At 56.8% G+C, this 12,378-nt stretch carries 13 protein-coding genes and 1 riboswitch; of the genes, 6 read left to right on the forward strand and 7 right to left on the reverse strand.

Going from position 1 to position 12,378, the window contains the following annotated elements:
• Position 1: 1 nt before the first annotated feature.
• From thiS to SERS4_RS0102085, 5 genes are all read right to left on the reverse strand, one after another.
• The gene (gene thiS / locus SERS4_RS0102065) at positions 2-202 is read right to left on the reverse strand and encodes a sulfur carrier protein ThiS (protein ID WP_017891329.1); all 201 of its coding nucleotides are present in this window, start codon (positions 200-202) and stop codon (positions 2-4) included.
• Entirely contained in the window at positions 199-948 is a 750-nt protein-coding gene (locus SERS4_RS0102070; protein WP_017891330.1) for a HesA/MoeB/ThiF family protein, read from the reverse strand. The genes thiS and SERS4_RS0102070 overlap by 4 nt, the downstream gene beginning before the upstream one ends.
• Positions 949-952: 4 nt before the next feature.
• Positions 953-1,591, reverse strand: coding sequence for a thiamine phosphate synthase (thiE, locus tag SERS4_RS0102075; RefSeq protein WP_017891331.1), 639 nt, complete (start codon positions 1,589-1,591; stop codon positions 953-955).
• Entirely contained in the window at positions 1,584-3,527 is a 1,944-nt protein-coding gene (gene thiC, locus SERS4_RS0102080; RefSeq protein ID WP_017891332.1) for a phosphomethylpyrimidine synthase ThiC, read from the reverse strand. Before thiC ends, thiE begins: the two co-directional genes overlap by 8 nt.
• A gap of 115 nt (positions 3,528-3,642) precedes the next feature.
• Positions 3,643-3,767: riboswitch (TPP riboswitch) on the reverse strand.
• A 39-nt stretch (positions 3,768-3,806) separates the two neighbouring features.
• Positions 3,807-4,310, reverse strand: a complete 504-nt coding sequence (locus SERS4_RS0102085; protein ID WP_012004752.1) for an Rsd/AlgQ family anti-sigma factor — start codon at positions 4,308-4,310, stop codon at positions 3,807-3,809.
• Between the two features lie 99 nt (positions 4,311-4,409).
• Here SERS4_RS0102085 and nudC point away from each other — a divergent pair, with 99 nt between their 5' ends.
• From nudC to SERS4_RS0102115, 6 genes are all read left to right on the forward strand, one after another.
• A complete protein-coding gene (gene nudC / locus SERS4_RS0102090; RefSeq protein ID WP_012004753.1) occupies positions 4,410-5,177 on the forward strand; it encodes an NAD(+) diphosphatase in 768 nt (255 codons plus the stop codon).
• 40 nt (positions 5,178-5,217) lie between these two features.
• Positions 5,218-6,282, forward strand: a complete 1,065-nt coding sequence (gene hemE, locus SERS4_RS0102095) for a uroporphyrinogen decarboxylase (protein WP_017891333.1) — start codon at positions 5,218-5,220, stop codon at positions 6,280-6,282.
• Between the two features lie 9 nt (positions 6,283-6,291).
• On the forward strand, positions 6,292-6,978 hold the full coding sequence (gene nfi / locus SERS4_RS0102100) for a deoxyribonuclease V (RefSeq protein WP_017891334.1): 687 nt from the start codon (positions 6,292-6,294) through the stop codon (positions 6,976-6,978).
• Between the two features lie 48 nt (positions 6,979-7,026).
• A complete protein-coding gene (locus SERS4_RS0102105; protein WP_012004756.1) occupies positions 7,027-7,617 on the forward strand; it encodes a YjaG family protein in 591 nt (196 codons plus the stop codon).
• A 188-nt stretch (positions 7,618-7,805) separates the two neighbouring features.
• Positions 7,806-8,078, forward strand: coding sequence for a nucleoid-associated protein HU-alpha (gene hupA, locus SERS4_RS0102110; protein WP_012004757.1), 273 nt, complete (start codon positions 7,806-7,808; stop codon positions 8,076-8,078).
• A gap of 69 nt (positions 8,079-8,147) precedes the next feature.
• Complete coding sequence (locus tag SERS4_RS0102115; RefSeq protein ID WP_012004758.1) at positions 8,148-8,786, forward strand: DUF1481 domain-containing protein; 639 nt, start codon at positions 8,148-8,150, stop codon at positions 8,784-8,786.
• Between the two features lie 45 nt (positions 8,787-8,831).
• Here the strand turns inward: SERS4_RS0102115 and purD are convergent, their stop codons facing one another.
• Positions 8,832-10,115, reverse strand: coding sequence for a phosphoribosylamine--glycine ligase (purD, locus tag SERS4_RS0102120; RefSeq protein ID WP_017891335.1), 1,284 nt, complete (start codon positions 10,113-10,115; stop codon positions 8,832-8,834).
• A 48-nt stretch (positions 10,116-10,163) separates the two neighbouring features.
• The gene (gene purH, locus SERS4_RS0102125) at positions 10,164-11,753 is read right to left on the reverse strand and encodes a bifunctional phosphoribosylaminoimidazolecarboxamide formyltransferase/IMP cyclohydrolase (protein WP_017891336.1); all 1,590 of its coding nucleotides are present in this window, start codon (positions 11,751-11,753) and stop codon (positions 10,164-10,166) included.
• Between the last annotated feature and the right edge of the window lie 625 nt (positions 11,754-12,378).

A 12,378-nucleotide genomic window follows, 5' to 3' on the forward strand; every position in this document is an offset into this window, starting at 1 on the left:
GTCAGCCTCCGGCGATCGCTTGAAACAGCAGAATGTCATCGCCGTCTTGCACCAGGTGGTTAGCCCAGTCGGTGCGCGGGATGATGATTTGGTTGATAGCCAGTGCCGTGCCCGGCTGCTGGCGTTCCAGTTGCTCGAGCAGGGCGCTGACGCTCAGCGGTTGTGCCAGCTCCAGCGGCTGGTCATTAAGCCGAATTTTCATGCTGTCCCTCCGCACGCCGGACAGGTGCTGGCCTGACTGAGTTGCAAGGTGCTCCAGCTTTGTTGTTTGCCATCGAACAGCCGCAGTTTGCCGCTGATGGCGGAAGGCAGGCCCGCCAGCATTTTTATCGCTTCCAGCGCTTGCAGCGTGCCAATGACGCCGACCACCGGGCCGAGTACGCCAGCGGTACGGCAGTTGCGTTGGGGTTCAGTTTGTTCCGGATACAGGCAGGCATAGCAGCCGTGGGCATAGGGAGGTTCTATCACCAGCAGCTGACCGCTGAAACCCACCGCACTGCCGCTGATCAGCGGTTTACCGGCCTGGATGCAGGCGGCGTTCACCGCATGGCGGGTTTCCATGTTATCGCTACAGTCCAAAATTAAATCGGCGCGTTGTACGGCGCGCTGTAACACTTCCCCCTGCAGACGCTGTTCCAGCGCAATGGATTCGACCATCGGGTTCAGCGCCTGTAGCTGGTGCTTTGCCAGAGCGGCTTTGCTTTGGGAAACGTCGCTGCTGCGATAGAGGATCTGACGCTGCAAATTGGTGACGTGCAGCCTATCGTCATCGGCCAGCAGCAGGGTGCCGACACCGGCGGCGGCCAGATAAAGCGAGGCGGGGGAGCCTAACCCCCCCAACCCGACGATCAGTGCCGTCGACTGTTTTAGTTTCTCCTGGCCCGCGGGGCCGATGTCTTCCAGCAGCAACTGGCGGCTGTAGCGCAGGAACTCTTGATCGCTCAACATGGCATCACTCCTTGCCTTCGATCAGTTGCAGCAGCTGTGCAGTCGCTGCGCGCCAGTCCGGGGCCTGGGTAATGGCGCTGACCACGGCGACGCTACCGACGCCACAATCCAGCACTGCCGCCACGCGATCGATACTGATCCCGCCGATCGCCACCGTTGGGTAGTCACTCAGCCCGGCGATATGGCGTTTCAGCTCCACCAGACCCTGTGGGGCAGAAGGCATGTCTTTGGTTTGCGTCGGAAAAATATGCCCCAGTGCGATATAGGAAGGTTTTACCGCAATGGCGCGGGCCAGTTCACTATCGTCATGGGTGGAAACCCCCAAACGTAGCCCGGCGCGGTGAATGGCGGCCAAATCGGTAGTATCCAAATCCTCCTGGCCGAGATGTACGCCATAGGCACCGTGCTTAATCGCCAGTTGCCAGTAGTCGTTGATAAACAATCGGGCGTTGTAGCGCTTGCCGAGGGCAATAGCGGCGGCAATGTCGTCCTCGACCTGTTCATCCGGCAGATCCTTAATCCGCAGTTGAAGGGTAGTGACGCCTGCGTCCAGCAAACGGGCAATCCATTCAACGCTGTCGACCACCGGGTATAACCCCAACTTGTGAGGCGTGGCGGGGAAGGGCGTGGTGATATCAGTCATTGCTTAATTCCTCTTGCAGGTTACCGGCGCTGTGGTACAGCTCGCTGCCGCGTGAGCGGAACTCGGCCGACATCTTTTCCATGCCGGTTAGCTGCACTGCTATCGGTTTGGCCGCTTCCTGCGCGGCGGCATAGTCGCGAACTTCCTGCGAAATTTTCATCGAGCAGAATTTTGGCCCGCACATAGAGCAGAAGTGGGCGATTTTGCCGGACTCTTGCGGCAGGGTTTCGTCGTGATAAGCGCGAGCAGTGGCTGGATCGAGCGCCAGATTGAACTGGTCTTCCCAGCGGAATTCGAAGCGTGCCTTGGACATGGCGTTATCGCGGATTTGCGCACCGGGGTGGCCTTTTGCCAGGTCGGCGGCGTGAGCGGCAATTTTGTAGGTGATCAGCCCCTGCTTGACGTCCTCTTTGTTCGGCAGCCCGAGATGCTCCTTTGGCGTGACGTAACACAGCATGGCGCAGCCGAACCAGCCGATCATTGCGGCCCCGATGCCGGAGGTAAAGTGATCATAACCCGGAGCGATATCGGTGGTCAGTGGGCCAAGAGTATAGAATGGTGCTTCGTGGCAGTGCTCCAGCTCCTCGGTCATGTTGCGGCGGATCATCTGCATCGGCACGTGGCCAGGGCCTTCGATCATCACCTGCACATCATATTCCCAGGCAATTTTGGTCAACTCACCCAAAGTGTGCAGTTCGGCGAACTGTGCCTCGTCGTTGGCGTCCTGAATTGAGCCCGGCCGCAGGCCGTCGCCGAGGGAAAGAGAAACGTCATAGGCGGCGCAAATCTCACAGATTTCGCGGAAGTGCTGGTACAGGAAGTTTTCCTGATGATGTGACAGGCACCATTTGGCCATGATCGAACCGCCGCGGGAAACGATACCGGTCAGGCGTTTGGCGGTCATCGGCACGTAGCGCAGCAGCACGCCAGCGTGAATGGTGAAGTAGTCAACCCCTTGCTCCGCCTGCTCCAGCAGCGTATCGCGGAACATTTCCCAGGTGAGGTTTTCCGCCACGCCGTTCACCTTTTCCAGCGCCTGATAGATAGGCACCGTGCCAATTGGCACCGGGCTGTTACGCAGGATCCATTCGCGGGTTTCGTGGATATAGCGGCCGGTAGACAGATCCATCACGGTATCCGCGCCCCAGCGGGTGGACCATACCAGTTTCTCGACCTCTTCCTCGATCGAGGAGGTCACCGCCGAGTTGCCGATGTTGGCGTTAACCTTCACCAGGAAGTTACGGCCGATGATCATCGGTTCGGATTCCGGGTGGTTGATATTGGCGGGGATGATGGCGCGCCCGGCGGCGACTTCCTGGCGAACGAATTCCGGCGTGATGTTCTCCGGCAGGTTGGCCCCCCAACTTTGGCCAGGATGCTGGTGGCGTAATACCTCGCCACGGATGCGCTCGCGCCCCATGTTTTCGCGAATGGCGATAAATTCCATTTCTGGGGTGACGGTGCCAGCACGCGCGTAGTGCAACTGGGTCACGCATTGGCCCGGCTGTGCCTTGCGTGGCAACGGCAAATGTTCAAAGCGCAGGTGATCCAGGCCTTCATCGGCCAGGCGCTGCTGGGTGAAACCTGAACTGACACCCTTGAGCGCTTCGGTATCGCCACGTTCAGCGATCCAACCGGCGCGTAGCTTCGCCAGGCCGCTATGCACGTTGAGTTCTGATTGGGGGTCACCGTAAGGGCCGGCAGTGTCGTACACCGGAATCGCTTCGTTTGGCTCGTACTTCGGGTTGTCCTTATCGCCACCGATCAGCGTCGGGCTGAGCTGAATTTCACGCATTGGTACCTGCAGATCACTACGTGAGCCCTGCAGATAGATCCGGCGTGAATTGGGGAAGGAAACGCCTTGCAGGGTGTTGATAAACTGCTGGGCTTCTTCGCGTTGCTCTTTACGAGCGCGGGGTTTGTTAACGTTAGACATAGCAAGTTCCTACCAGTGTGTTGGGTTGGGAAAGTTGCTTGTCTGGAGCTCGGAGGGAGTAATGATGCTAGCCGGCAAAGCGGGATTATCCCAAATCGGGGTCACCTGCCTGTGGCGATAGATTACTCTTGTTCCCTTCGCGGGTATTAACCCGATCAGGTTCCGCGGATCCCGAATTAACGGTCTCAGCCTGGCCAATTTGATGAACAAATCAGGCGCTAGGCACTCCGACAAGATGCCCTCCAGTATAGGAGGGATAATAAAAAAGACTACAAAATTTTAGCCGGCTGGATCCAGCGTTTTGTCCGGCTCAGCCTGCTGCCAGGTTTCCGCCGCCAGTTGGATCAGCCTGTCTTCAAGGGTAAAACGAGCCGCCAGCGTTTCACCGATATCGGATAACGCCTGATGTAATTCCAGACACAGGTCCTGATCGATATCCACTTCGGTATAGCGATCGTGGAAAGCCATGATCTGCTCGGTATTGGCCCACAGCTTGGGATAGATGTTGACCGCCAGAGACATTTTCGGACTGGATGCGCCTTCCACTTGCTTGATTATTCTGTCATAGATATGAAAATGGCCGGCGGAGAGATAATCCACCAGATTATGGCAAAAGTTCTCCAGCGCTTTTTCATTCAGCGGCGTATGCTTTTCTTTGTTAGGTTTAATGCCCACTAGGGCACAATAGGCGACCAGCAACTGCTTGCGTGCCTGAAGCCATTGATCTACTAATTCATTACTACCACCAACGCGCTGAGTCAGGCTTTCCAAACGGTTGAGCATGTTTGACTCCGTAAGTAATAAAACGTAACAGTAAGTTATTAAAATGTAACAAGGCCGATTTGTAGAGTGCCAGTGAAGCTGAGGTTGTGCAACAACGATATGGAACTTGCATTAACGGGTAATGAAAATGGCTGGTGGATCGTCAGCCATGAAAGCAAACTTTGGTTACCGAACGGTGAATTGCCGTGCGGTTTGGCCGCGTCATTTTCCCTGCTGGGAAGAATGGCTCGTGTTATTGGCGAATGGGAAGGATTGCCGGTCTGGCTGGTGCGCCACGCAATGCCGCAGGAGATGGGATCGGTACGCCAACTGTTAGAACTGGATCGCGGGCTGTTCCAGCTTGCCGGACGGGGCGTACAACTGGCCGAGTTTTACCGTTCCCATCGCTACTGCGGTTACTGCGGGCATGAAATGCATCTCAGCCGCACCGAAAGTGCCTGCCTGTGCGGTCACTGTCGGGAACGTTACTACCCGCAGATCGCCCCCTGCGTGATCGTTGCCATTCGGCGTGACGATGAGATCCTGCTGGCACAACATGTGCGCCATCGCGGCGGTATTCATACCGTACTGGCCGGCTTTGTCGAGGTTGGCGAAACGCTGGAGCAGGCGGCCGCACGCGAGGTGATGGAAGAAAGTAATATTGAAATCAAAAACCTGCGTTATGTCACCTCACAACCCTGGCCGTTCCCGCACTCGTTGATGATGGCCTTTATGGCCGATTACCACCGCGGCGAGATCCGTCACGATCCGAAAGAGCTGCTTAACGCCGGTTGGTACCGCTACGATCGGTTGCCGCTATTACCGCCGCCCGGCACGGTAGCGCGTCGCCTGATAGAGGACACCGTAGCCTTATGCCGTGAGCAATAAATCGCTACAATACCGGCAGATGAATAAGGGAGCCCCATAAATGAATGAGTTGAAGAACGATCGCTACCTGCGCGCACTGCTGCGTCAGCCGGTGGATGTGACCCCTGTATGGATGATGCGTCAGGCCGGTCGTTATTTGCCGGAGTACAAGGCCACCCGCGCCCAGGCCGGGGATTTCATGTCGCTATGCAAGAACGCGGAGCTGGCTTGTGAAGTCACGCTGCAGCCGCTGCGCCGTTTCCCGCTGGACGCGGCGATCCTGTTCTCCGATATCCTCACCATTCCCGATGCCATGGGGCTGGGCCTGTATTTCGAAACCGGTGAAGGTCCGCGTTTCTCCTCGCCTATCACCAGTCGTGCCGATGTCGACAAGCTACCGGCGTTCGACCCGGAAGTGGAGCTGGGTTATGTGATGAACGCAGTTCGTACCATCCGTCGCGAGCTGAAGGGCGAAGTGCCGCTGATCGGTTTCTCAGGCAGTCCGTGGACGCTGGCGACCTATATGGTGGAAGGCGGTAGCAGCAAGGCCTTCACCAAACTGAAAAAAATGATGTACGCCGAGCCGGCGACGTTGCACCTGCTGTTGGATAAGCTGGCAGACAGCGTCATTTTGTATCTTAACGCCCAGATTAAAGCCGGCGCGCAGTCGGTGATGGTGTTCGATACCTGGGGCGGCGTGCTGACCGGTCGTGACTACCGCGAGTTCTCACTGCATTACATGCACAAGATTGTTGACGGCCTGCTGCGTGAAAACGAAGGTCGCCGTGTGCCGGTCACGCTGTTCACCAAAGGTGGCGGCCAGTGGCTGGAGGCGATGGCGGCAACCGGTTGTGACGCACTGGGTCTTGACTGGACGACCGATATTGCCGATGCACGCCGCCGCGTGGGCGACAAAGTGGCACTGCAGGGCAACATGGACCCTTCGATGCTGTATGCGTCACCGGAGCGCATCGGCCAGGAAGTGGAAACCATTCTGGCTGGTTTCGGCCACGGCGAAGGCCATGTGTTCAACCTGGGGCACGGTATTCATCAGGACGTGCCGCCGGAAAACGCCGGTGCCTTTGTTGAGGCAGTCCACGCGCAGTCGGGGAAATACCATCGTTAAGGATTGGATGTGATAGATACTCAAGCCCTGCGTGCAGAACAACGGCTGCGCGCCTCCGAAGTCATTCGCCAGGATGATTTCCTGGTCGTTCCACCGACCTTTATCGCCGGTGCCGACGTGGGCTTTGAGCAGGAGGGCGCGGTGACTCGCGCCGCTATCGCCATCCTGCGCTATCCGTCGCTGGAGCTGGTGGAATACCAGGTGGCACGAGTGGCCACCACCATGCCCTATATCCCCGGTTTCTTATCGTTCCGTGAATACCCAGCGTTGCTCGCAGCCTGGGAGCAACTGCATCAAAAGCCGGATCTGGTGCTGGTTGACGGCCATGGCATTTCGCATCCGCGCCGTCTGGGCGTAGCCAGCCATTTTGGCCTGCTGGTCAACGTGCCGACCATTGGCGTAGCCAAAAAGCGCCTGTGCGGTAAGTTCGCCCCGCTGGACGAGGCTACAGATGCGCTGGCACCGCTGGAGGACAAAGGCGAGCAACTGGGTTGGGTATGGCGCAGTAAGGCGCGCTGTAATCCGTTGTTTATCTCCACCGGCCATCGCGTTGGCGCCGACAGTGCACTGGCGTGGGTGCAACGTTGCATGGCGGGCTACCGTTTGCCGGAACCTACACGCTGGGCCGATGCCATCGCCTCGCGCCGCCCGGCCTTCCAGCGCTGGCTGCAGCAGCATCCAGAGGTGTCGCAATGACCGATTTCGGGTACACTGCGGCGCAGATAACGCGTAAGAGAGTGAATAATGCTACGTAACCCGATTCATTTACGTCTGGAAAAGCTTGAAAGCTGGCAACATTTGACCTTTATGGCCAGTTTGTGCGAGCGTATGTATCCGAATTACCAGATGTTCTGCCTGCAAACCGAGTTCGGCGAACCGGCAATTTACCGCCGCATTCTGGATTTGGTGTGGGAAACTCTGGTGGTCAAGGACGCCAAGGTCAACTTTGACAGCCAGCTGGAGAAGTTGGAAGAGGCGATACCCGCGGCAGAAGATTACGATCTTTACGGCGTTTACCCGGCGATTGACGCCTGTATCGCATTAGGGGAACTGATCCATTCGCGACTCAGCGGGGAGACGCTAGAGCACGCCATCGCCATCAGCGAAACGTCTATTCGCACCGTGGCGATGTTGGAAATGACTCAGGCCGGTAAAGAAATGACCGACGATGAGCTCAAGGTTCTGCCTGCGGTAGAGGAAGAATGGGACATCCAATGGGAAATTTTCCGCCTGTTGGCTGACTGCGAAGAGCGCGATTTAGAACTGATCAAAGGGTTGCGTTCTGACCTCCGCGAGGCCGCGGTTAGTAATATCGGGATAAAATTAACGCAATAAGGCAAGAAAACGTGATTTAACGCCTCATTTGTCGTGCCTTAAGGCTTCACATCCGCACCCTGTCTGGTCTACATTTGGGGGGCGGAAAAAAAGTGGCTATCGGTGCGTGTATGCAGGGAGTGCTGTACATCGGCATATCCGTCGCACTCGATGCTTTGCAAACGATAAACACACTGTAAGGATAACTTATGAACAAGACTCAACTGATTGATGTAATCGCGGACAAGGCTGACCTTTCCAAAGCACAAGCTAAACTGGCTCTGGAATCCACCCTGGCTGCTATTACTGAGTCTCTGAAAGAAGGTGATGCAGTACAATTGGTTGGTTTCGGTACTTTCAAGGTAAACCACCGCAACGAGCGCACTGGTCGCAACCCGCAGACTGGTAAAGAAATCAAAATCGCAGCTGCTAACGTGCCTGCGTTCGTTTCTGGTAAAGCACTGAAAGACGCAGTTAAGTAATACTGCGTGTTGGTGAAAAGATTAAACAGAGGGGCAATTGTGCCCCTTTTGTTTATCCGACAGGCGCTTATGGTCATCGGCATTGCCGCTGGCCTGAGCGCCTGCAGCAGTCATTCAGATCTTCCTTCCTTTAGTGCCAGCGGTTATGTGGCCGACCAGGGCGTTATGCGCCTGTGGCGTAAAGATGACGAGCGGCACCGCCCGCTGGTGTTGATGAGCGTCTACAGTCCCTATCGTGGTCCGGGCACCGTTACCACGCTGTACGAATATCAAGACGGCAAGCTGCGCCAAATCAAACGCACTGACGCCGATGGCGATCAAGACTCCATTCAATTGCGCTTTGCCGATGACGGCGGAGTAAGCTTTATGCAGCGCCAACTGGCTACGCGGCGTGAACAACTGACCGCCGATGAAATCGCGCTGTATCAATATCAGGCACGACGCGTGCTGGAACTGAGCAATGCGCTGCGCGCCGGTAAGGTGAAGCTGCTGCAGGGGCGTTGGCAGCAGGGAGTAGTACAAACCTGTGATGGTCAAACGTTGAAACCGGATCTGGATAGCAGTGCCGAAGCCTGGATCGCGCGACGTGCCCGTAATAGCAGCCAGCCGGTGAATATAGCCTGGTTGGATGCGCCGGAAGGGCGTGAACTGCTGCTGGTAGCGAACGACGATTTTTGCCGCTGGGAACCGAAAGAAGACCAGCTATAAAAAAGGCCCCGCATTGCGGAGCCCAAGAGCGTTGCGGTGTTCAGATCATTTGCCGCGCGCAATCGCACGGTAGCCAATGTCTTTGCGGCTGAAACTCCCCGGCCACTGAATACCTTCCGCTAATTGATAGGCGCGTTGTTGCGCTTGAGCCACCGACTCACCCAGTGCGGTTACGCACAGCACGCGTCCACCGCTGGTGACCACGTCATTGCCCTGCATGCGGGTACCGGCGTGGAACACTTTACCGTCGGCACTTTCCTGCTGTGGCAGACCTTGGATGACTTCACCGTTGTTGTAATCACCCGGATAGCCACCGGCTGCCAACACTACGCCTAGCGCAGGACGTTCATCCCACTCGGACGTTTTCTCGCCCAGCTTGCCTTCCGCACCGGCCAGACACAGCTCGACCAGATCAGAACGCAGGCGCAGCATGATCGGCTGCGTCTCCGGATCGCCAAAGCGGCAGTTGAACTCAATCACCTTCGGCTGGCCGTCGGCGGAGATCATCAACCCGGCGTAAAGGAAACCGACGTAGGTATTACCTTCCGCAGCCATGCCACGTACGGTAGGCCAGATGACCTGATCCATGGCGCGCTGGTGGATTTCATCGGTGACTACCGGTGCCGGGGAGTAGGCACCCATGCCACCGGTGTTCGGGCCGGTATCACCGTCGCCGACGCGTTTGTGATCCTGGCTGGTGGCCATCGGCACCACGTTCTCGCCATCGACCATCACGATAAAGCTGGCTTCTTCACCTTCAAGGAACTCTTCTATCACGATACGGTGACCCGCATCGCCAAAAGCGTTACCGGCCAACATGTCCTGCACCGCGTCTTCGGCTTCCTGCAGCGTCATGGCGACGATTACGCCCTTGCCTGCGGCCAGGCCGTCGGCCTTGATGACGATAGGTGCGCCTTTGCTGCGCAGATAAGCCAGCGCCGGTTCAACCTCGGTAAAGTTTTGGTACTCGGCGCTTGGGATGTTATGACGCGCCAGGAAGTCTTTGGTAAAGGCTTTAGAGCCTTCTAGCTGGGCTGCTGCCTGAGATGGCCCAAAGATTTTCAGGCCGGCGGCCTGGAAGGCATCAACCACGCCAATCACCAGCGGCGCTTCCGGCCCGACGATGGTGAGACCAATGTCATGGCTCTGGGCAAAGGCAACCAGCGCCGGAATATCGGTAGCGGAGATCGCGACGTTCTCGAGATTGCTTTCTAATGCGGTACCGGCATTGCCCGGCGCCACATAGACTTTATCTGCCAACGGTGACTGAGCGGCTTTCCAGGCCAGCGCGTGTTCACGCCCGCCGTTGCCGATAATTAAAATATTCATCAGGTGCTCCACGCAGAGCGTGCGCCGTAGCGCACGCGGCAAAAGGGATTAATGGCGGAAGTGGCGCATGTCGGTGAAGATCATCGCGATACCGTGCTCATTGGCGGCGGCAATCACTTCATCATCGCGGATCGAACCGCCTGGCTGGATCACGCAACTGATGCCCACCGCTGCGGCGGCATCGATGCCATCACGGAACGGGAAGAAAGCGTCAGACGCCATGGCGGAGCCTTTGACTTCCAGGCCTTCGTCCGCGGCTTTGATCCCGGCGATCTTGGCGGAGTAAACGCGGCTCATCTGGCCGGCGCCTATGCCGATGGTCATGTTGTCACGTGCATAGACGATAGCGTTGGACTTCACGAACTTGGCGACCTTCCAACAGAACAGCGCATCACGCAGTTCCTGCGCGGTCGGCTGACGTTCAGATACCACGCGCAGATCGCCTTCGTTCACCATACCCAGATCGCGGTCTTGCACCAGCAGGCCACCGTTGACACGTTTGAAGTCGAGAGCGGCAATACGTTGCTGCCATTGGCCGCAGGCCAGTACACGGACGTTCTGTTTGGCTGCCAGCAGCGAGCGGGCTTCCTGGCTGATGCTCGGCGCGATAATCACTTCCACAAACTGACGGCTGATAATGGCCTGTGCGGTAGCGGCGTCCAGTTCGCGGTTAAAGGCGATGATGCCGCCGAAAGCAGAGGTCGGGTCGGTTTGATAGGCGCGCTCATAGGCCGCCAGAATATCATCGCCGATCGCCACACCGCATGGGTTGGCGTGCTTGACGATCACGCAGGCCGGCTCGGCGAACTCCTTCACACATTCCAGTGCGGCGTCGGTATCGGCGATGTTGTTGTAGGACAGCGCTTTGCCTTGCAGTTGTTCCGCGGTGGCGACAGAGGCTTCCTGAACGTTCTCTTCTATATAGAAGGCCGCTTGCTGGTGGCTGTTCTCACCGTAGCGCATATCCTGCTTCTTTATATAGTTGAGGTTCAGGGTGCGAGGGAAACGACCGGCAGGTTGTTCGGTATCGCCGTGGTAGGCAGGAACCAGTGCGCCGAAGTAGTTGGCGATCATGCTGTCGTAAGCGGCGGTGTGCTCGAAGGCTTTGATGGCCAGATCGAAACGGGTGGTGTATTGCAGTGAACCGTCGTTGTTATCCATCTCGGTAATAATAGCGGCGTAGTCGCTGCTCTTTACCACGATGGCGACGTCTTTGTGGTTCTTGGCCGCGGAGCGCACCATGGTTGGGCCGCCGATGTCGATGTTCTCGACCGCGTCTTCCAGTGAGCAGTTCGGGCGCGCCACGGTCTGGGCGAACGGATAGAGGTTTACCACCACCATGTCGATCGGCTTGATGTCATGCTGACCCATGATGGCGTCGTCCTGGCCGCGGCGGCCGAGAATACCGCCGTGTACTTTGGGGTGCAGGGTCTTTACTCGTCCGTCCATCATTTCCGGGAAGCCGGTGTAGTCGGAAACTTCGGTAACAGGCAGGCCGGCATCTGCCAGCAGGCGGGCGGTGCCACCGGTGGAGAGCAGTTCAACGCCACGCTGGGACAGCGCTTCGGCGAATTCAACGATACCGGCTTTGTCAGAGACGCTGAGCAGGGCCCGGCGGATTGGACGAGGTTGTTGCATGGTTTTATCCCTTGGCTTTGGAGTCGCAATAAAAGAGCGTTACGTGAATTTCCACCTTCTACTCTTTATAAGGAAAGGCTTTTCTCTCTATAAAGGGGTAATCAGGCACAGATTCAGGTAACGCCCCCGTAAAAAGGGGAGCGTTTCGTCGCGGGGAATTGTAGCGAAAACGTTTGCGTGGCGCTCGTAAAATTTCCGGGCAAATCACTTCTGTGGATAAGTTTGTTAACAACAGGGTATAAAGCGGGGTTTTGCTGTGGAATGCAGCAAACGATCGTTTTTGTCGAAAATACCTATTGCGGCCTCCTGAGAACTCCCTATAATGCGCCTCCATCGACACGGAACATGTGAACAACTTCACAGAGTCTCCGGGGTTCGAAGAGAAAAAATCCTGAAATTTAGGGGTTGACTCTGAAAGAGGAAAGCGTAATATACGCCACCTCGAGATAGCAAGCTACGGCGGCTAACTCACTGCTCTTTAACAATTTATCAGACAATCTGTGTGGGCACTCCACAAGACGATATCCAGAACCTTCGGGTTCGAAAAAATATCAAGTCTTGAAGAGTGACCAAGCAATAAGTTGTTTTGTTGGCTTGTCCAACTGAATGACTATTACGAAAGTTA

It is taken from the genome of Serratia sp. S4 (assembly GCF_000347995.1).
GTDB lineage: Bacteria > Pseudomonadota > Gammaproteobacteria > Enterobacterales > Enterobacteriaceae > Serratia > Serratia quinivorans.

Coding starts and splice junctions, on each gene's coding strand:
- thiS (WP_017891329.1), bottom strand. CDS start 202: ATGAAAATTCGGCTTAATGACCAGCCGCTGGAGCTGGCACAACCGCTG.
- SERS4_RS0102070 (WP_017891330.1), bottom strand. CDS start 948: ATGTTGAGCGATCAAGAGTTCCTGCGCTACAGCCGCCAGTTGCTGCTG.
- thiE (WP_017891331.1), bottom strand. CDS start 1,591: ATGACTGATATCACCACGCCCTTCCCCGCCACGCCTCACAAGTTGGGG.
- thiC (WP_017891332.1), bottom strand. CDS start 3,527: ATGTCTAACGTTAACAAACCCCGCGCTCGTAAAGAGCAACGCGAAGAA.
- SERS4_RS0102085 (WP_012004752.1), bottom strand. CDS start 4,310: ATGCTCAACCGTTTGGAAAGCCTGACTCAGCGCGTTGGTGGTAGTAAT.
- nudC (WP_012004753.1), top strand. CDS start 4,410: ATGGAACTTGCATTAACGGGTAATGAAAATGGCTGGTGGATCGTCAGC.
- hemE (WP_017891333.1), top strand. CDS start 5,218: ATGAATGAGTTGAAGAACGATCGCTACCTGCGCGCACTGCTGCGTCAG.
- SERS4_RS0102105 (WP_012004756.1), top strand. CDS start 7,027: ATGCTACGTAACCCGATTCATTTACGTCTGGAAAAGCTTGAAAGCTGG.
- hupA (WP_012004757.1), top strand. CDS start 7,806: ATGAACAAGACTCAACTGATTGATGTAATCGCGGACAAGGCTGACCTT.
- SERS4_RS0102115 (WP_012004758.1), top strand. CDS start 8,148: ATGGTCATCGGCATTGCCGCTGGCCTGAGCGCCTGCAGCAGTCATTCA.
- purD (WP_017891335.1), bottom strand. CDS start 10,115: ATGAATATTTTAATTATCGGCAACGGCGGGCGTGAACACGCGCTGGCC.
- purH (WP_017891336.1), bottom strand. CDS start 11,753: ATGCAACAACCTCGTCCAATCCGCCGGGCCCTGCTCAGCGTCTCTGAC.